Here is a 19,522-nt window from a genome sequence, read left to right on the forward strand (position 1 = left end):
CTACTCGATACGACAAGATCGCCGCCAACTTCCTTGGCTTCATCAAGCTCGCCAGCATCATGCTATGGCTCAAATGATTAAATCGTCACTACAGCCTAGAAAACGCCCAAAAATCAGCAGCGGATTTGACGCGGGGAATGCGCGGCAATTCCTTTGCCAGATTGTCGGCAAAGCGGGAGCGGTAGTCCTCGGAATGGAGAAGTCCGTAGATGTAGTAGAACAAGTCTTTCTTGCTGATAGCTTCTCCGGGATAAGCTGCTTTGAAGTGAGCCAGCCCTTCGTCCGTAATCGCTTCGCGGCGGATGACGCCCGTGGTCGTTACTGCGGACTCGTCGGCAAACAAGTCTCCCGTTTCCCCTTGATGGCTCATGCTGATGCCGTCTCTCGTTCGTAGAGGAACATCGGAAAGCATTGACTGCCGTCGATATCCGCCATGTGGAGGCTCGGAAGAGCGTTGCTCATCAGCACGGTAAAGGGCACTTTCTGTCCCCCGCTGGATGTGCAATTACCAGATTTTTCTCTTGCTCCTCCGTCAATGGAGGATATACTCTGCTCTGCTCGATTTGCGCCAGTTTCATAAAGATACTCTGGGAAGCACTGCGTTCCGCCATCGGTCTGTAGTTCGGAAATGCTATTGGTCATCAGCGCAAACTGGCTGCCTTCATGCTGCCGTTGCTTGACCATGATGACCTGATTTTCCGCCTCGACCTCACCCATCGGGAAGATGCGCGGCATCTGGTAGACCCTCTCGTTGAAGGCCCGGCTGTAATAGAGCCACTGACGGGTGAATGGGCGATAGAGGCTGGGTGTTAGGCAGTCTTCGTTGAAAACGAAGGGCTTATTCCTCGCAAGGTCGTTTTTCAGTGCTGCTGTCCAACTGATCCTGGCCGGGTCAGTGTCGATGAACCTGTCTACTGCGGCGTCCTTTGCCTTGCGATCGGCGTTGAGATGGGCTGCGTTAAAGCGATCCAGTTCAGTGTTATAGAAATCGATCATCGCTCCCATGTTGGTCGCCACAGCCTCGCGGCTCGCATTGAAACACCAGATGTCGCGCTGGCTTTTCAGGCCGCTGGAGTAATTCGCGAACAGCGCCGCAGCGCCCTTGGTTTCCTTGTCGCCCATCGCCATGAAAGTGCTGAAGCTGTTATCGCGCTGGCTCAGCCAGTCGCCATATGTGTCCGGGGTGATGGACATCCAGCCCCCTGCATTCGCAATCCCGCCAACGCTGCCAAAGCGAGCGACGATAGCCAACTTCTCTTCACGAGTGAGATAGTCACCGATGTCGTGGAAATGGATGCGCCCTTGCTCGGCGGCTTCCGGGTTTTTCACGAGAAGCGTGATTGCGACGGGGGTGCGGCTTCCGGAGCCGAAAATCTTGCCGCCCTCTCGCTTTGACCGCTCGCCCGATGTTCGCTGATTGCCGCGTAGGTGAAACACATAGATGTTGGCGAACTCCTCCGCCAAACACTGACGGAGACCATCCGCTGTATTTGCATCCAGCCAACCCGCATTGGAGACATAGGCGACCACCCCAGCATCGCCGATACGGTCGCTGGCCCAGCGGATCGCGCGGATGTAGCTGTCATAAAGCGCGTTCTTGTTGGTTGCATTTGATGATGCCGCATAGGTTTCACGAATGCGGCTATCCAATCCTGGGTAGGACAGGTTCGCGGCGTTATCGTTCGCGCTGCCCTGACCCACCGAGTAGGGCGGATTGCCCATGATGACACGGATATCGAGCGCCTTCTGACGGGTGCGGCGGTTGCTGTTGTCCGCCATCAGGTCGCTGATGAGGTCGCGCTCCTGCTCGTAAAGCTGGAAGGTGTCGGTGAGGCAGATGCCTTCGAACGGCTTGTAATCGCCGCCCGACATCGTGTGATAGACCGCCTCAATGTTGATCGCCGCAATGTAGTAGGCGAGCAGCACGATTTCGTTGGCGTGGATTTCATGGGCATATTTGTGCGCCAGTTCCTCAGGTTCGATCAGCCCGGATTGGAGCAGGCGCGTGATGAAGGTGCCCGTGCCGGTGAACGGATCGAGGATGTGGACGCCCTTGCTGCCAACCGTCTGACCGAACTCGGTCTTAAGCACCTCGTTCACCGAGTGAATGATGAAATCCACCACCTCGACCGGCGTGTAGACGATACCGAGCCGCTCGGTCATTCGAGGGAACGCGTTTCGAAAAAACTTGTCGTAAAGCTCGACCACGATCTTCTGCTTGCCCGCCGCATTGTCGATCCCGGCTGCACGCACCCGGACGCTGTCATAGAAGCGTTCGAGCGACTCCGCCTCCTTGCTCAGATTCTGCTCGTGAAGGGCGGTGAGGACTTCCTCCATCGGGATGGAGACAGGATTGTTTTTTGTGAAGCTGTAGCCCTCGAACAGTGCCTCGAACACCGGCCGGGTGATAAGGTGCTGCGCCAACATCTCGATGGCGTCGGACTCGCTGATCCCCTCGTTCAGGTCGTCCCTGATCTCGGCAAGGAAGCGGTCGAACGCCACACGCTCGGTCGATCCGGGCTGCCGGACTATGGCCGTGATGCGGGTGATATGGGTCTGGGCGATCTTGGCTATGTCGCCGGCCCAGTCCTCCCAATAATCGCGCCGTCCGCACTTCTTCACGATCTTAGCGCGGATCGCCGTGGTGAACTCGTCGAGTGTAAAGGTGAGCTGGTCACCACCCGTTTCGGTGGGCATGCTGCTACCGTCGCGATCATGATCAGCGGCTGATCGGCTGCCGTCACCCAGGCCCAGTGTTTTCGACCCCTTGGCCGATTTGGTCGGGAGCTTGTCGGAGACCGCAATAACCTCGATTTGGTCGCTGACGTCGACGCCAAGGTCCATCTTATTGATGGTCGCGTCGAAGCGCTCGTCGTGCGCCCGCAGCGCGTTCAGAATCTGCCAGACGACCTTGTATTTCTCGTTGTTGTTGAGCGCTTCTTCCGGCGCGACACCGGCCGGAATGCCGACGGGCAGGATCACATATCCCATCTTCTTGCCGGGAGCCCGACGCATGACGCGGCCGACCGACTGGACGACATCGATCTGCGACTTGCGGGGATGAAGAAACATGATCGAGTCGAGCGCCGGTACATCGACTCCCTCACTGAGGCACCGCGCGTTCGACAGGATGCGGCAGCTATGCTCCTCGTGCTCGGCCTTCAGCCATTCGAGTTCGCGGGTGCGCGTCTTGGCGTTGAAGGTGCCATCGACATGGTGGACCTCACACCGCAGCGCGGCATCCTCATCGCTCGCGGCGGACGCAAGATACTCATCCACCACGGCGGCGAACTCGTCGCGCACCAGCTTGGAGGACGCGATGTCACGGCAGAACGCCAGCGCCCGACGCATATGGCCGGTGTCGCTCGCGACATCCTCGGCGAGGTCGGCCTTGGTCAGCGCCTTATAGCAGCCGACGATCTTGGTGGCGTCGTCGAGCTTGAGTTCGTTATCCGCGTCCTTGAGGCGGTTCTGGATGCTGGTGCTGACCATCGCCTCATCGACGGCAAGCACGATCACCTTGTAGTCGGTCAGCAGGTCATTCTGAACCGCCCAGCCGAAACCACGCTGGAACAGCGTTTCGCCATAGAGGACGGAATCGTCCATCGAGCAAAGCTCGGCAGAGACTTCTTTCGCCTTCGATCGTACCGCGTCGCCGAAAATGCGCGGCGTCGCGGTCATGTAGATGCGCTTTCGCCCCGCGATGAAATCCTGATTGTGGATGCGGACGAAGTTACTCTCGTCCTCACCCTCCAGCGTCGCGCCGGTGGTGCGATGGGCCTCGTCGCAGATGATGAGATCGAACTCGGGAAAGCCGTGCTGCTGCTGGGCGTTCGAGATTACCTGAATCGACTGGTAAGTGGAGAACACCACCGTCATCTCATCGGGAGCCGGGGCTTTCGCCTTGGCGGCGAGCTTGACCGGATCGGTCGTGGCCGGATGGGCAAGATCGTGGACATCGATATCGCCGATGTCGTCGCTTCCCTTGTTGCGCTTGCCCACCTGCGCGTCGGAGCAAACCGCGAAGGCCCGCAGCGGCGTGGTGGTATCGAGCGACCACTCGCGAACGGTCTGACTCATCAGCGCCAGCGAGGGCACGAGGAACAGAACGAACTTGCCGGGACCGGCGAGGTCTTCGGCGATCTTGAGCCCGGTGAAGGTCTTGCCCGTGCCGCAGGCCATGATGAGCTTGCCGCGATCCGCCGACGCGAGCCCACTGCGCACGGCATCTAGCGCGTCGCGCTGGTGCTGACGCACCTCTTTCTTCGGTGCGAGCACGATCTGATCGTCGGCGAGATAGGCCCGCCATTCGATCGGGCTCTGCTCCAGCCGCTCCATGCTGATGCGGGTGGTAGAGATGTTCTGCCCGTCGAGCGCATCCTCGGCGTTCTTGCTCCACGCCACCTCGGTCGTGTCAATGATCAGGCGGCGATTGAAGGGAGCCTTGCCCGACGCGGTGAAGAATGAGTCGATCTCCGACTTCTGGATGTGATGGTCAGCCGCATAGAACTTGCACTGGACCGCGCAGAAGCCGCCATCATCACGGAGCTTGGCGACCAGATCGATGCCAGTATCGGTCTGATTTCACCCGTTCGCTTCGGCCCATTCCCGGAATGTCCAAGCATCCTCATATTGCTGAGCCATCTCGGGATCATGCTTGAGGAACTCGACGCAGAGCCGCTCGAAGTATGTGCCTTTCTCACGCTGGGTCTTAGCCCCAGCGCGGTAGCGTTCAAGCAAATCACGAATCGAACCGGACACACTTTTTCCTCACTTCGAACGCCGTGGATATAGATATGTTAGTACGGCCTGTGGCCAGATATTTCGAATGGCAATCCGTTGTCATTCTGTGGCCTCGCGTTCCGCGAACAGCCCCACCAAAGGTTGATTGATGTAATAGTTATTTCGCCCGGCACGATGTTTGAGAAGCAGCCCACTTTCCGCTAGTTCATCAAGGTACTTGGTGGCAGTGGGGCGCGATACGTTCAGCTCCTGCTGGACGAACTCGATCCGAGTATACGGATGACGGAAAAGGTTATTCAAGAGATCCTGCGAATAGAGTTTTGGGTGCTCCTCGCGCAGCCGCCTCTTGGTATCTGCCATGAGCGTACGGATGCCTTCGACTAAGCGCAGAGTTTCGATCGCTGTCTTCTCCACGCCGCGCAACATATAGAGCAACCAAGGCTCCCATTCGCCAGTGTCGCGCACGGCCTGTAGCAGCCTGTAGTAGTCTGCTTTGTTCTGGGTGATGAACCGGCTGAGATAGAGAATGGGAATGTCCAACAGACCGCATCGGGTCAGAAACAGAACATTGATGATCCGCCCGAGCCGCCCGTTGCCGTCTGGGAAGGGGTGAATGCTTTCGAACTGGTGGTGAATGATCGCCATGCGTGTGAGTGGATCGAGGTCATTTTCCTCGTCCTCCAGATTGATGAAGCGTTCCAGCGCTGTCATTAGATCACGCACCGCATTGGCATCCTGCGGCGGGACATAGACAAGGTCCCCGGTGCCCTCATTCTTGAGAGCCGTTCCGGGGGTCGCGCGAAAGCTCCCATCTGTGCCCTTGAGGATGCGGAACATAGCGATGATCATGTTGTTCGTAAGCAGTCCGCCAAGTCGGTGCTGCTCGCTGAAACCGTGGCGAAGCGCATCTCGATAGCGGGCCACTTCCTTGGCTGCGGGCGACCCTGGATTTTCGGGAAAGGCGTTGATCTGGAACAGCTCGTCCTGGGTAGTGACGATGTTCTCGATCTCTGAGCTGGCCTTGGCTTCTTGTAGCGATAGCGTGTCGATCAAGATGCCCTGATTAGGGATGGTCGCAGCCCGTCCTTTCAGCTCCGCCAGATAGCGGTGGGCGCGTGCCAAGGCCTTCAGAATCGCAGCGGTCTCAACCACTGTTGCCGGTGGTAGATTGGGCACGTCATAGCTGGGTTTGAGCATGCTCATTGCCCTGTGCAAAAGGAAATGCCAGTCCCTTAGCACGTTCATCAGATATGTAACAACTTTCTCGTTTTCTTTGCACGTCACCCGAACATGTAAAGGCTTTTGCAGTTCGGAATCCCGTGATAGCTATTTGGTCCCCAATCCGGTCCAGAAAGAGAACATCACCAATCGCTGATATGGGTGCATCCCCACTCTTATGCGCGGACTCAATTGCGCTTAAGTGCCTAGCCGGAAACGATTATCGGTTCCATTATAGTCCGTTAGAAATCCACTCAAAAATGCCTGAAAACGCTGTCTATTGACAGCACACCCTACGCACCGTGATGCATGAGATTATGCTTTCAGAACAATGCACTCCCCGTTGTGCAGACCACCGCCGCGAACCCATTCCTGCACCTGCGAGACGTAGCCATTCTGCTCGTCGAGGGCGCACAGCGCGTCGTCCAACACCTCGGCCGATCGCAGCGGATCGAAGGTCAGGCCGCGGGACAGGTGCATGAGCGCGGTCGCATCCACGAAACGCAGCCGCTCCGTCAATGCACTGGCGGCCAGCCAGTTCGGCTTGAACGCCGGAAGCAGTTCGGGCGGGACCGGTCTCAAGCCAGCGAGCACTCCGAGTGGACGTCGGCCCCGACGACCGAACGTGCGATCGACGCGAGGTGGGGATGGTGGGTGAAGAACAGGACCTGAGTGGACCTGGCCAGTTCCGCGAGGACGCGAAACCCAGCCTCCGATCGCTCGTCGTCGAAGTTGACGAAGAGGTCATCGGCGAGGAACGGCAGGCGGATGCCGGAAGCGACGGACTGCTCGACGGCGGCGAGACGCAACGCAAGGAAAAGCTGATCCGTCGTGCCCTCGCTCATGGCGCCGACTTCGACCACCGTCCTGCCGTCGTCCCGCATCCCGAGCAGCCGCGGAGTGCCCGCGTCGTTGTCGATCCGCAGCGCCGCGTAGCGTCCGATCGTGAGGGTGGAGAAGAGTTCGGAGGCACGCAGCAGCATCGGATCCTGGTGGCGCTCGCGGTATTGCTCGATGGCCCAGCGCAGCGTCACCGCCTCGGCTCGCTTCAGGATGTATTGCTCGGAGAGAACTGCCAGTTCCGCGCGGGCATGATCAGCGTCAGTCGCCGCGTCGACTGCGCTGTCCCCCTCCTGCTCGAGGCTCGAGAACGCCCTTCGCGCGTCCCCGTGGGCCGCCGACGCCGCGTCGACTTCCGCGTTGAGGTCGGCGAGCTCGGCCGAGAGGGCTTGTGTTCTGGCGGCCAGACCGTCCGGGTCTACGCCCTCGAGTGAATCGAGCAATTCCTCCAGACCCTTGCCGTCGCCGGCCGACTTGATCGCCGTTTCAATGTCAGAGACAGACGCGCGGAGGGCACGAGTTGCCCGTGAGCCCTCGATCACGTCAGTCAGCTCGTCGATGTCCGCCGCTCCGGTCTCCTCCATTAGGCCCGCCAACGAATCTAGCGCAGCGGTCAACTTGGCGCCCTCGGCCGCTACCTCGTCGTCGCGGCTGCTGACTGTCGCCTGCAGGGTGTCGAGGACGGTGGCGGTCGACCTCGCGGCTGTAAGCCTGGTGCGCATCAGCGCCAGTCGATCGCCGGATTCCTTCGCCTTTGGGATGCCAAGCGCATCGGCCACCGCGACGACCTTGCTGTCATGCTCGCCAGAGTCCCTGACCATACCGTCCAGCCGCCCCTTTAGGTCTGACTGGGCGGCAATTTCGACGCGCAGCTCGTCAAGCACGTCTAGCGTGGCGATCGCGCTCTCGATCTCGAGGCTGAGCCCGGTCTGCTCAAGCTGCTGGCACCACTGGTCACTACGCGTGAATGCGGCATCCTCAAGCCGCTTCCTCCGCCGTCCGAGCGCTTCGGCGTCCTGCTCGATCCGTGCCGCCGCGGCTTCGTCAAGCCGCTGCTGCTGCTGCACCGTCTCGAGCGCGGTCCTCAAGCGCTCGGCGGAGGCCAGGACCGGTGCGATCTCGACGCCCTCACGGGCAGCATCGCCTTCAGGCAGGCATGAGGCGAGCCCCTTGAGAACTGTCGCTCTTCGGGCATGGTTGCATTGGCCTCCTCGGCCGCAGCAATGGAAGCGGAGTGTGCCAATTCCGTAGCGGTCCTCTCGGCGCTCCAGCCAAGAAAACGGGTTGGCTCCATGTCGGGATGGCCCGCGGCGGTGAGCTTGTCACCCCACCCGGTGCGCGCTGCCTCCCTACGCCCGGCGAAGGTCTCGGCGCGGATGTCCGCCTGCTGCGCATCCAGCAGCAGCTTTGCGGCGCGGTTGCCCATGTCGGTCAGTCGGCTAGACTCGTCGGCTGCCGCGAACCTGAGATCGCTGCGCTCGTCGGCCTGAGCGAGGGTGATCTCAAATGCGGAGACGGCCTCATTGGGAGCGTCGATGCGAGTTTCAGAGAGCACGTGGTCGCGCAGCGGGCGCCAGCGTTCATCGCGTTCGGCCCGTGCGCTCGCGATCTCGTCGGCCGATACTGCCTTGCCTGACGCCAGTTGCTCCATATGGAGGCAGAGCGATGCGGCCTCTTCCTTAGAGCGAGTGGCGGTCGCCAGCTCGCGGTCGACATCGGTGGTCAGATCGGAGAGCGTTTGGCGCACTTCGTCGACCTCGACCTGGCCGATCCTTGGAAGCTCGAGGAGTGACGACGCGTCGCCGCTCCACGGAGCGAGCCGGACGAGCGCCTGGGCTAGCGTGGTGGCGGCCGCGTCGGCGGCTCTACGCAGTGTCAGGCATCGGGCGTCTATGTCGGCACCGAGCGCGCGTGCTGCGTCGACGGCGGCGACCACCGTCTTCAGCCCATCCGGCGAGCCGTCGTCGATAGTCGACGTGGCGGCTGGTGCAGCCCGCCGCCGCTCCTCGAGCTCCTGCTCGCTCTCGGCGATCTGACTCAGTGCCGACTGGTCCTCCATGTGCGCGAGCGCCAGTTCGCGCAGCTTCGCGCTTGCTATCCGGGACGGTGGATCCGCCGCCAGTGCGCCGGCCTCCTCCCGGAGGCGCTCGATCCGGCCGGTGCGCGTTGCCTGCTCGGTCGTCAGCCGGACCATGTCGCTGCCAGCCTTTTCGACCGCACCCGATGCCCTCACCAGTTCGTCGATGAGGTCGGCCTGAGCGAGGATCGCTGCGTCGGCCACCAGCGCCTTCATGCGCTCGGCGGCCTCTTCCGCCAGCTTGGCGGCAGCGGCCTTCGCCCTCGTCGCGAGCGCGGCGTCGGCCATCGCGGCCTCGGCCATGTCCTCGCGCCGCGCCGGGATGTCGACGGTGGTGCCGTACTCGGCCAGCGCCGTCAGATGATCCGTCCGGAGACGTGCCGAAGGGGCGATCCGCCGTATACGCTCTGCTCGGCTGAGCTCTGCGAGCAACTCGTCCCGCCGTCCCCGCGCCTCGTCTAGCGCGGCCTGCGCCGTTGCCACCGCCGCCTTGCCGTCGAGCCAGGTCTTCGGCCTGAGCGAACGCTCGCGGACGGCCCGAGCGTTCGTTTCGAGTTCTCGCTGCGCGACCGTGAACGATCTCTTGCTTGACGCGCGAGGCCCCCAGATTGCGTCGGCCTCCTCCTCGAGGCGTGACAGTTCGTCCGACACTCCCGTGAGGCCGGATCCGGCGGCGAACAGCGCCCTGCCGAGATCGTTGCGGGCCTCCACCATTGCCTTCCCGCCGGCGCGCAGGCCCTCCTGGTTTAGGCTGAACGACAGGCCGAACGTCTCTCGCGTCTGACCTCGGAGCATCGCTAGCAGCGGCCCCTCGTCGATGGGCTTGTCGTCGGGGCCGAGCAGCGATCCGTTGGGGGCCTTCTTGCGCCGACAGGACATCGTCTGGCCGGCGTCTTCGAGTACGGCGCCGACCCTAAGCAGCGAGTAATCGTACATGAAGTTGTAGGGCGACCGGCCGAGGAAACCGAACAGCAGGTCCGAGACCGCCGCCATCGAGGTGGTCTTGCCGGCCTCGTTCGCGCCGTAGACCACGTGGAGGTCGGGTTCGCCGCTGCGGAATGAGAGTCTGCAGTCGTCGAAGTGGCCATAACGCTCGAGCGCGAGGGTAACGAACCGCATATCTACGCCTCTCCGGTGAGGCGTGACTGGAGCGCGAGCGTCGCCGTCGCCAACACCGCTGTCCAGTCGCCATCGCTTGCGGACCGCCGCAGGCCATCGTCGTCAGCCTCCTCTGGCAATTGGCCCAACGAGGTCTTCGCGGCTAGCAGAAACGGAGCGAGGTCCTCGGTGAGCAGGGCGGCGAGGGTTGGGTCGGTCGCTGCTTGTCCAATGAGCGATGCGAGGTCGTCCCCGATCACCATCTGCTGCGTCTGCGCCGGCGAGGTGACCAACACCTTCACCTTCTCGATGAACAGGTCTGGCGAGATCGATGCCGACACCGCGCGAGCGTCGTCGCGGAGAGATCCCACGCTGTCGTGGAGCGCGCCTGCGCCCGGGGTCTGCCCCGTCAGCGAGACCCGCGCGACGAGCGGCAGGCCCGCAGCGTTGCCCTGCCAAGCCAACAGGAGCGAGGCGCGCATAAGTGATGAGACGGCGTCCGCCGGCGCATCGGTGCAGTCCACCTCGACACGTGCCCAGCGCAGAACGTCGAGCTCGACGCGCTCGGTAGTGACAACCTGACCATCCTCGACCGTCACAATCACTGCACCCTTCGGGCCGGTCTCGCGGATAGTGCGTCCCTGCGTATTGCCAGGGAACACGACGTACGGGTCCTCGCATACGATCTCATGCTCGTGGACATGGCCTAGCGCCCAGTAGTCGTAGTGCTTCGACTTGAGGTCATCGAGGCTGCACGGGGCGTACGCGGCGTGTCCCTGTCGGCCGGCCAGGGCAGTGTGGAGCATCCCGATATTGAAGTGGTGGTTTGTGGCGTTGGGGTAGGCGAGCACGAGGTTGTCCGTCACGGCAGGCGTCGCAAAGCTCTGGCCGTGCACCGCGACCGCGAGGTCGGGAAGCTTGTAGGATTCGGGCCGCTTGGACCCGAACAGCCTCACATTCGGTGGCCAAGGTATACTGCGGGTCAGCACAGACTCCGCGTCGTGGTTGCCGGAAAGAAGGAAGACTGGGATGTCGGCTTGGTTGAGTCGCCCCATGGCGCGGGCGAAGTAGAGCCCCGTGCCCATGTCCTTCCAATCGCCGTCGAACAGATCGCCGGCGATCAGTACGAAGTCGACGGCCTCCTCGGTGGCGCGCTGTACGAGATTGTCGAAGGCGGCCCGGGTTGCGCCGCGGATATCGTCCTCCGGCATCCCCTCGTACCGCGAAAGGCCGCGGAGGGGGCTGTCGAGATGGATATCGGCGGCGTGTAGAAATCGAAATTCGGTCATCACTATTTATCTCCGGGAGCGCCAGTAAAAGCGCCGGCCGCCATCTGCACCATTGTGCGCTTCGGTATCGCGACGCCAGTCCGCAGGAAATCCGAAATCCAGCGTTCGGACGGATCGTTATCGGTGCGGAAAACCTCATCGACCTCAATCTCAGCGACATCGATGCGCCGCCCCGCCGCATCGACTGCAATCCCATTGAAGCCCACGAATGCGTCCGTCAGATAATTGAGTACCGCGCAGCGTGACAGACCCTTGCTACGGTAGGCCATCGCGCAGCGACGAACGGCGGACTGGCTCGCCAAGACCGGATCGTGCGGGAGTTTGATAAAACCGGAATCGCGGGCGCAGTTGTCGTTTGCCGCCAGTCCGCAGACGCAAATCAAATTCGAAAGCTGGCAGGTGCGGCACATCTCCATTTTGCATCTCCTCGCGCTGTATCGGCACGGATAAGATGCGGGAGAATAAGGCTTTTCCGCAAAGACTTAGAGCGGACGTTAGCGTCACGGAAATGTCGAGGCTACAAGCAGATATGATGAGCGACGCAGCCTTGACACAAGTGCGACACGCCGCGACATATCTGCGACATGAGCGAGCAGAACAATATCCCGGCTTACGATGGCGCTCCGCGTTCCATCGCTATTCTGAAAGCGGCAGCTAAGGAGTTGCAGCCCTATGTTTCGTTGTCCGCCCAGGCCGAACAGATAGAAGCGTGGTCGCTTGAACGCGCCCGCAATTCCCAAGCCGTCCGCGCCGTGAGTCTGGACCGCCGTAAATGGCACAGGTTCGTTACAAGGGACGCAACCTACAAATCGAATGAACCTGACCTGCCCGTACTGGCGTGGCGCTGGTTTTTTGAAACACACCGCCACGCAATTGAACCCCTCTGGCATACAATGCCCGATCATCAGCAAGAGGTGCCGAACGCGGTTGTGCCAGCCATGCACAGCTTCCTCTCGCCGTCCGCAAAATCCATCGATCTTAATGCGCTGCATCTCTTGCGCGGTGAGTATGCCGTCTATCGCCCCTCTTTCATCAACCCCGATGATATCATGGTGATGTCGATGACGTGCGGCGTAGAGGACGACCCGTCACGATTCATTATCGAGATGGCGTTTGACGATGACGAAGGGGAACCTGTTCACGAGTATGTGGACGGCTTCGCTATTCCGTATCAGGCCTGCATTCTCTTCCAAGGCAGACTGAGAGAAACAGGCACTCCGTTCATCTTCATCATGTCGAGCCTGCCGCTCGATCCAAAATCCGGCGGGTACTCACGCGGCGACGGCACATTGCTGGCAGGGGCAAGCGGAACGCTTTCCAGTGCCTATCCGATCACCATGCGACGGGCGCGCAAATCCGTCACATGTCAGACCTACGCACCCGAGGAATTCAAAACCGAATTCCGCGCCCATCGGGAAATCACGCAGTTTCTTGGCCGGGGGAATGTTGGCTGGCGCTGAACGTTGCGTCCTCATCGTAATTGGTCCGCCAGAGCGCAACAGGCAGGCTATCGAGAAAGACAATCTGCCGTCCGGTCTTGCGATCAAAGAGCCGTGCAATCTCATCGGCGTTGAGCAGCGGCGTCTGGTGGATGCCGTCATTCGCCGTTTCAGTGACACTCGATCCCGACGAGCTGCTGTCGCCATGCTGGATGCTTTCGCCGCCTGAGACGCCCTTCTGATTGGTCGTGCCTTCACTATGCCCGGTTCCGCTTGCTGCTGTTCGGGCCAGCATCGGCAACAGCCCGGAGCCTCCATCGCGGGCAGCGATCCGCGACAGGTCCGGCATTTCGGATTGTCCTTGTGAGGTGCCGTTCGATTCCGACCAGCCCGCCGTTTCCGTTCGGCCCTGACTTTTGGAAATCTGCGTTGTCGTGGCGCTCGACGTGCCGCGCGTTTCGCGGATCAATTCAGTCTGGCCGATCCGTTTCGACAGCCAGTCGAGTGTCGTCAGATCGGCATTGGCGAAAAACTGCAACACCCCGGCATTACCGAGGAACGTTTCCCACGACTCCTTATAATGCCGCTTGAGCTGTCCCAAATCCTGCAAGATGGGCCAGAGCTTTACGCCATAGCCCGCCATCAGGCCCGCCGCTTTTTCAATCACGTCGAGCCGACCGAGGGCTGCGAACTCATCCAGCACGAAGAGAACCGGATGTCCGCATCTTGGCTGATCCAGCCCTTGCGCTTCCATGCGGTAGAGCATGAGGTTGAGCATCAGGCGCAGGAACCGCGCATGTGTTGGAATGAACCGCGCAGGCAGGCAGAGATAAACAGTTAGCCCGCCTTTAGAATTCTTCAGTTCATCGATATCGAGGCACCGCCCCGCCGAGCCATCGAGACAGGATTGCAGCCACGGGCTGTCAATAAACTTAGTGTTGCGCCTCGCTGTCGATAGGACGCTCCCACGCTCGTTCTCGCCCATATCGCGGATTGAGTTTGCCGCGCCTGCGATCACGTCGCGCACGGCACGGTTAGATGCGATGGAACTGGACATTTGAAGCCATAAGGCATCGAAGGGCGAGACGTCCACCGCCTCATCACCTTTCTTTGCAACACGTTCCGCATACAACGCATCGGCATGTTCGGGATCGCCGATGGTGAGCAGTTGCCGGACACGCACCAGCGAGCGGCGCGGACCGAACTCGCTTGTGGCGACATGAAGCAGGACGGCTTCAAATATCTGCCGTGTGCTTTCGACCCAGTGGATATCCTTGCCGTCCCCGCTGTCAATCATCACCGCATCACCAATGGCGGCGGCAAGGTCGATTGCATCGTCCGCATCGGCGTCGATCAGATCGAGCGCGTTGAAACTCATCCGTAAGCCGTCCGGCACATCAGCCGCGCCGTTCGGGTCGATCACGGCAACGCGATGGCGTTCGCGTTTCGCGCGGACGACCGCCGTGCGTGACGCATTCTCGCCCTTGGGATCAGTGACCACGCAGCTACCCGGCCAGAGATGCAGGTTCGGGATGATGCCAGAGCGGCCCTTGCCCGAGCGGCTTCCCGCTATCGTGATAATATGCCGATCATCGCTATGACCGATGGCTTTCCCGTCATCGTCTCGACCGAGCCAGAATAATCCTTCGCGCCACAAGCTCGAAGACGTTGACCATCGGGCCGTTCCGAGCGGCGACTGGCGCGAGTGGCCACCCGGAACCCCGCGCGGGAAATCAGCGAATATCGACATTGCGCGGCTCCCAACGAAAATCCGGCGCACCTTGCGATGCGCCGGACTGGGAACCGGGGGGACAGGAAGTTTCAGTTCTGAATTGTAGGCCGACCATTCTGACGGGCGTCAGCATCGGCAACGAACGACGCCGGATCGGGAATACCTGCCATCAGCTCAGCGACTTTTCTGGCAAGATCGCCTTCGGTCAGTTCCCCAGACTCCCGCATCATTCCCGCCCGAGCTTCCCGCGCAGATTCACATGAAGTCGCGTCTCCCAAAGCGCAGAGGCCGTCAAGAACGCTCATAACGACAGCACGGCCGCCATTCGTTTGCTCTATCAGACGTTGCCGAAATTGCTGGGCCGTGGCTTCCATCTGTACACCAGCCTGCGCGATGATGTTGGTCCGCTGGTAGAGTGCCTGATAAGCGCCGACCACGCGTTCCTTGTCCGCCTGTACAGCAGCGAGTTGCCGCTGAAAGACAATCTCGGCCTTGGCCTGACCGTTGCGCTCAGCCTCCGCAATTTTCTCGCGGTACTCGCCTTCGGTCATTGGTTTCAGACCCGGCACAGCGCCCATCTTCTGGTTTATGACGCCAAGTTCGGTCTGGGCTTCGATAGTGGCCAGAAGCGTTGTCGGTTTGAGTTCGGGACGAAGCGCAAGCTCACCGACGCAGATCGCCGCCACGAACGCGAAACCTGTGCCTACCAGAACCGTCACCATTTTTTGGAGCCGATTGCCGCCCGCCGCTTTCTGAGCCTTTTGAGGCTGCGCGGGAGCAGGCGGTAACGGCGATGGTGACGGTGACGCTTGCGGCATCGGCGGAAGTTTGGGAGGTTCGGGTTGCTGCATATCGTGTCTCCACGGCGGCGGAATTGCCGAACCTCCCGATAGAAAACTTAGAAGCTCGAACTGGGGGCATAGCCGTCAGAACGGAACGTCATCGTCCAGATCGCACTCCAAAAAAGGGTAATGGTTTATGAGGAGTATGGCGTCAGTGATGGCGCAAGCGAGGGCATTTTCGATAGTGTCTTGGCCAGCGAAATCGGAAAGTTCCTGAGCCATTTGGGGATCAAAGCGGACGGTGAAAGACAGGTCGTCGATCTTGGAAATCTGAATCATCGCATCATTCCCTGCAGCAGTTTTTGGGGAATGCCGATGTCGCATTGGGCGGATGGTTGGCCGGGGGCATAACGATACGCAGTGGTAGCTGAACGCAGGAAGAAAGGCAGGCTTAGCTGGCTAAAACGCGATACGCGCTGCCCTAACCTCCTGAATTTTTATCAAAGTCGCCTGTCGTTCATGCTTGTAGTCGAAGCTAGAATCCATTGCTGCGATGAAGCGGGATTTCGTGAAGTACCAATTGATGCTCGCGCCATCACCTTCGACAAGCCAATCTCCCGCGACCCATTCAGGAACGCTATGAAACAAGAGAACCAGTGACGCGGCCATCGAGCGTTCCGCCATTCGGTTGAGTTCAAGAACGTCAGATGGCCTTTCTTTACCCGCTGTGACCCCGGCTTTAGCGGCTTCGATTGAGCTAACGATCTGCGTTGGGCTGAGATGAACGTAGTTCGATGCCAGACCATAAAGACGACCCACTTCCTCGTCGAATGCCAGTCGGTCGGCCTCGGTTAGGAGGGACAGCTCCAGCCGCTTTTTTGCGGATATAGAAGGTGAACGAAGCTCCTTGTCGAAGCCTTCCAACTTCTCCTCAATCGTGGTTGCCTGACTGCCTTGCTGAACAGCAGCAATTTTCACGGAAGCCTCCAAAAGGAACCGAAGCTCCCTCCGCGCGACATTCAGGAGTCCCTCAGCAACAAGAGCCGTTATAGAAACGGCCGATTGAAGCAGGTCTTGTGACAGGCGATACAGTAGGTGGTTCGATACATATTGGGGATCGCGCCCCGCGTCTTGCACGATGAACGAAAGCCCAGCCAGATATGAGCGGGTGATGAACTCAGTCTCGCGAATAGCATGTGATAAATCAGGCGAAAGATCGTTCAAATTGGTTCTTTGAAGCATGGGTCTGCAATCTTCCGCGCGTTGAATGCCGGAAAAGATATTCTAGCCTGAACAAGGTCGCAGCAGGAAGAGACATTCGCTTACAGCTACCGCAAGATGTGCGTGGTAGTACCACGCCTATCTTGGCAAGGGAGACGCTGGCGCTCTCCCGTTGCATCCCTCTGGCAGTGGCGCTGAAATCGGCATCGAGCCTTTTCCGCACCAATGGGGAGCCTTCGGCGCTCCCCAAACCCCATCGACAAAGGGGCGTGCCTGCCCCCTTTGAACCCAGCCTCTCCCGAGGGGCCAACCCTTGGCAGATTGGATGAGCGGCAGGGGCTTGGAGAATTCCATCTCCACCCTGCACCCGAACCATGCAGCACCGACTGGCCGTTGCATCACCAGATCAGGTGAGCTTTCCGCGCTTCCCCCGCCCCCCCCCCCCCAGCTTTCGCACAACATCGCCCCCCTTGAGCGTTGACCGAATCCCTCCCGCATGGTCTACTTTTGTTCGGATATTTGATCCCAAGAAACGGATCGACGCGCAGCCTATCATCGAGCACCAAACGCCTCGTGCCCATGAGCGGTAAGACGAAAGACAAGGAACCGAATGGCGAAAATCAATCTTGCCACCGTGCTGCGGGAACCATCGTTTCCGAGCCTCTGCCCCGTTACCGAGGCGGTGGACGCGATGGCGAACGCAGGCATCGAAGAACGCGGCGCGATATTCACGCGCCGGGAAGTGGTGGAGTTCATCCTCGACCTTGCGGGCTACGATGCCACCGCGCCGCTCTACACGCTACGCCTTCTGGAGCCGTCATTCGGCTTCGGCGACTTTCTCCTGCCTGCTATTGATCGCCTGCTTGTGTCATGGAAGAGCAGCAGCGCCGCCCCAAGCGCACTGAGCGATGCCATCCGGGCGGTCGAACTGCACCGGGCATCTTTCGACCGCACCTATGCGCTAGTCGTTCAGAAACTACGCGCGGCTGGCATCGCCCTGATCGAGGCAGAAAACCTTGCCGACCAATGGCTCATTCAAGGCGACTTCCTGCTCGTGCCGATCCCCGGCGAGTTTGACGTCGTAATCGGCAATCCGCCCTATGTGCGTCAGGAGCTGATCCCGAATGCGCTGATGGCGGAATATCGCCTTCGCTACCGGACGATCTACGACCGTGCCGATATATACATACCCTTTATTGAGCGGTCGCTGAGCCTGCTCGCGAAAGACGGCCAGCTCGGTTTCATCTGCGCGGATCGCTGGATGAAAAATCGTTACGGCGGACCGCTCCGGGCAATGGTGGCGAACGGTTTCCGCCTGAGCATCTATGTGGATATGGTGGACACCCCGGCTTTCCATCAGGCAGTCGTGGCTTATCCCGCTATCACCATCGTCGGGCGCGAAAAGCCGGGCCTGACGCGCATCGCCCATCGGCCCGAGATTTCCGATACTGCGCTTTCGCAGCTTTCCGCCGTCCTTCGTTCGGCGAAAGCCCCCGCGCCAGACTCCGGCGTCAAGGAATTGCAGGCCGTCGCGTCCGGCGCGGAGCCGTGGATTTTGGAATCATCGGATCAGTTCGCGCTGCTGCGTAGACTCGAGTCCGCATTCCCGCTGATCGAAGATGTCGGGTGCAAGGTCGGCATCGGCGTGGCGACCGGAGCGGATAAGGCGTTCATCGCTCCCTTCGACACGCTCAACGTGGAGGCGAGCCGCAAGCTGCCGCTTGCGACGACACGCGACATCTTGGACGGCAGCGTGAAATGGCGCGGCCTCGGAGTCGTCAATCCCTTTGGCGATGACGGCAAACTCGTGAAGCTCGATCAGTTTCCGAAGCTGAAACGCCATCTTGAAGCGCACCGCGATCAGATCGCCGGGCGGCATGTGGCGCAGAAGGCTCCGGCCAACTGGTATCGCACCATCGACCGTATCTATCCCGGTATCGCGGCCAAGCCGAAGCTGCTCATCCCCGATATCAAGGGCGCGGCGCATATCGTCTACGAAGAGGGAACGCTCTACCCGCACCACAATCTGTATTTTATCACGTCCGACACTTGGGAAATGCGGGCACTTCAAGCCGTGCTGCTCTCTGGCATCGCGCGGCTGTTCGTCGCGACCTATTCAACAAAAATGCGCGGCGGATATCTTCGCTTTCAAGCACAGTATCTTCGCCGCATAAGGCTCCCCGCGTGGGAGGACGTTGCGCCGAAGATGCGCCAAGCATTGAAGTTAGCTGCTGAAACAGGGGATGTCGAAGCCTGCAATAATCTCACTTTCGATTTATACGGATTACCGGCTCTGGAGAGGGCCGCACTTGGGGGCGCTGAAAAGTAATGGCATTGGATTTAGCGGACTACGAATTGAAGGCGCGCGATGCCGCGATGGCTTTCTGGGGAAATCGCCAGAAAGCACTTGAAGCCAAGATCGAAGCGGGAAAGATCGACACGGGCGAGCGCGGAGCCGTCACGGCTGGCAACACGATGGACGGCTTCACGGCACTGATGATCGACCTCGTGGAGGCGAACGGTCTCGGTCATGCAAAGATTTACCAGCAGCGCAGCGTTCTGACGTTGCCGGGATTTTTCAGGCCTACGAAGCTCTGGGATATCCTCGTGATCCTCGACGGCAGGCTGATTGCCGCTGTTGAAATGAAAAGCCATGTCGGCCCTTCCTTCGGCAACAACGCGAACAACCGCGCCGAGGAAGCTATCGGCACCGCCCATGATTTCTGGACCGCCTACCGTGAAGGCGCATTCGGTGCCGACGCGGCGCGGCCTTTCGTTGGCTGGCTTGTCATGGTCGAGGATGCCGATAAATCGCGCCGTCCCTCGAAACGGGAATCTTCACTGCACTTCCCGATTTTCAAGGAATTTAAAGGCGCGTCGTATCTCGAGCGGTACGATATCCTCTGCAAGAAGCTCGTAACAGAAAACCTCTACACCGCAGCCTGCGTGCTTGCGTCGCCGCGTTCAGCCGTCACGACAGGCGAATATGAGGATATGTCAGACCTCACGAGCCTGAAATCATTCGTGGCGGCCTTCGCCGCTCATATCGCAGCCGAAGCTGCCCGATCACAATAGCGGGGACA

The 19,522-nt window shown here is 60.2% G+C and carries 16 protein-coding genes; 4 read left to right on the forward strand and 12 right to left on the reverse strand.

All coding sequences use genetic code 11. From position 1 onward, the window contains the following. Positions 1-88: 88 nt before the first annotated feature. Both ASE85_RS13570 and ASE85_RS13575 read right to left on the reverse strand, forming a co-directional pair. On the reverse strand, positions 89-370 hold the full coding sequence (locus ASE85_RS13570; RefSeq protein ID WP_056689316.1) for a type ISP restriction/modification enzyme: 282 nt from the start codon (positions 368-370) through the stop codon (positions 89-91). Further along, positions 367-4,566, reverse strand: a complete 4,200-nt coding sequence (locus ASE85_RS13575; RefSeq protein ID WP_327196622.1) for a DEAD/DEAH box helicase — start codon at positions 4,564-4,566, stop codon at positions 367-369. Before ASE85_RS13575 ends, ASE85_RS13570 begins: the two co-directional genes overlap by 4 nt. Here ASE85_RS13575 and ASE85_RS23545 point away from each other — a divergent pair. Then, positions 4,492-4,794, forward strand: coding sequence for a hypothetical protein (locus ASE85_RS23545; RefSeq protein ID WP_056689322.1), 303 nt, complete (start codon positions 4,492-4,494; stop codon positions 4,792-4,794). The genes ASE85_RS13575 and ASE85_RS23545 overlap by 75 nt on opposite strands. A 48-nt stretch (positions 4,795-4,842) precedes the next feature. Here ASE85_RS23545 and ASE85_RS13585 read toward each other — a convergent pair whose 3' ends face one another. The 6 genes from ASE85_RS13585 to ASE85_RS13605 all read right to left on the reverse strand — a co-directional run bounded on the left by ASE85_RS13585 (position 4,843) and on the right by ASE85_RS13605 (position 11,681). After that, positions 4,843-5,940: a Fic family protein gene (locus tag ASE85_RS13585; protein ID WP_056689350.1), complete on the reverse strand. Its 1,098-nt coding sequence runs from the start codon at positions 5,938-5,940 to the stop codon at positions 4,843-4,845. Between the two features lie 336 nt (positions 5,941-6,276). Next, the gene (locus ASE85_RS13590; protein WP_156358342.1) at positions 6,277-6,543 is read right to left on the reverse strand and encodes a hypothetical protein; all 267 of its coding nucleotides are present in this window, start codon (positions 6,541-6,543) and stop codon (positions 6,277-6,279) included. Beyond that, the gene (locus tag ASE85_RS23950; protein ID WP_235523537.1) at positions 6,540-7,889 is read right to left on the reverse strand and encodes an ATP-binding protein; all 1,350 of its coding nucleotides are present in this window, start codon (positions 7,887-7,889) and stop codon (positions 6,540-6,542) included. The genes ASE85_RS13590 and ASE85_RS23950 overlap by 4 nt, the downstream gene beginning before the upstream one ends. Then, complete coding sequence (locus tag ASE85_RS23955) at positions 7,886-9,997, reverse strand: ATP-binding protein (protein WP_235523538.1); 2,112 nt, start codon at positions 9,995-9,997, stop codon at positions 7,886-7,888. The genes ASE85_RS23950 and ASE85_RS23955 overlap by 4 nt, the downstream gene beginning before the upstream one ends. Before the next feature lie 2 nt (positions 9,998-9,999). Further along, the gene (locus tag ASE85_RS13600) at positions 10,000-11,265 is read right to left on the reverse strand and encodes a metallophosphoesterase family protein (protein ID WP_056689327.1); all 1,266 of its coding nucleotides are present in this window, start codon (positions 11,263-11,265) and stop codon (positions 10,000-10,002) included. Positions 11,266-11,267: 2 nt separating this feature from the next. Then, a complete protein-coding gene (locus ASE85_RS13605) occupies positions 11,268-11,681 on the reverse strand; it encodes a hypothetical protein (RefSeq protein ID WP_056689330.1) in 414 nt (137 codons plus the stop codon). A gap of 168 nt (positions 11,682-11,849) precedes the next feature. On the opposite strand from ASE85_RS13605, the gene ASE85_RS13610 reads away from it, so the two are divergent. Then, the gene (locus tag ASE85_RS13610) at positions 11,850-12,725 is read left to right on the forward strand and encodes a hypothetical protein (protein ID WP_056689332.1); all 876 of its coding nucleotides are present in this window, start codon (positions 11,850-11,852) and stop codon (positions 12,723-12,725) included. Here the strand turns inward: ASE85_RS13610 and ASE85_RS13615 are convergent. The 4 genes from ASE85_RS13615 to ASE85_RS13630 all read right to left on the reverse strand — a co-directional run bounded on the left by ASE85_RS13615 (position 12,685) and on the right by ASE85_RS13630 (position 16,460). After that, positions 12,685-14,454 carry a type IV secretory system conjugative DNA transfer family protein gene (locus ASE85_RS13615; RefSeq protein WP_082462815.1) on the reverse strand — a complete coding sequence of 590 codons (1,770 nt, stop codon included), beginning with the start codon at positions 14,452-14,454 and terminating at the stop codon, positions 12,685-12,687. The two genes, ASE85_RS13610 and ASE85_RS13615, sit on opposite strands and share 41 nt — an antisense overlap. Positions 14,455-14,525: 71 nt before the next feature. After that, a complete protein-coding gene (locus ASE85_RS13620) occupies positions 14,526-15,287 on the reverse strand; it encodes a hypothetical protein (protein WP_156358343.1) in 762 nt (253 codons plus the stop codon). A 75-nt stretch (positions 15,288-15,362) separates the two neighbouring features. Next, positions 15,363-15,557: a hypothetical protein gene (locus ASE85_RS13625; protein ID WP_056689337.1), complete on the reverse strand. Its 195-nt coding sequence runs from the start codon at positions 15,555-15,557 to the stop codon at positions 15,363-15,365. A gap of 120 nt (positions 15,558-15,677) precedes the next feature. Continuing rightward, positions 15,678-16,460, reverse strand: coding sequence for a hypothetical protein (locus ASE85_RS13630; protein ID WP_056689339.1), 783 nt, complete (start codon positions 16,458-16,460; stop codon positions 15,678-15,680). A 589-nt stretch (positions 16,461-17,049) separates the two neighbouring features. Here ASE85_RS13630 and ASE85_RS13635 point away from each other — a divergent pair. Together ASE85_RS13635 and ASE85_RS13640 are read left to right on the forward strand one after the other, a co-directional pair. Then, positions 17,050-18,768: an Eco57I restriction-modification methylase domain-containing protein gene (locus ASE85_RS13635; protein ID WP_200928362.1), complete on the forward strand. Its 1,719-nt coding sequence runs from the start codon at positions 17,050-17,052 to the stop codon at positions 18,766-18,768. Continuing rightward, complete coding sequence (locus ASE85_RS13640; RefSeq protein WP_056689341.1) at positions 18,768-19,514, forward strand: PaeR7I family type II restriction endonuclease; 747 nt, start codon at positions 18,768-18,770, stop codon at positions 19,512-19,514. Before ASE85_RS13635 ends, ASE85_RS13640 begins: the two co-directional genes overlap by 1 nt. The last annotated feature ends 8 nt before the right edge of the window (positions 19,515-19,522 follow it).

It is taken from the genome of Sphingobium sp. Leaf26, assembly GCF_001421665.1.
In the GTDB taxonomy this organism is placed as follows: Bacteria; Pseudomonadota; Alphaproteobacteria; order Sphingomonadales; family Sphingomonadaceae; genus Sphingobium.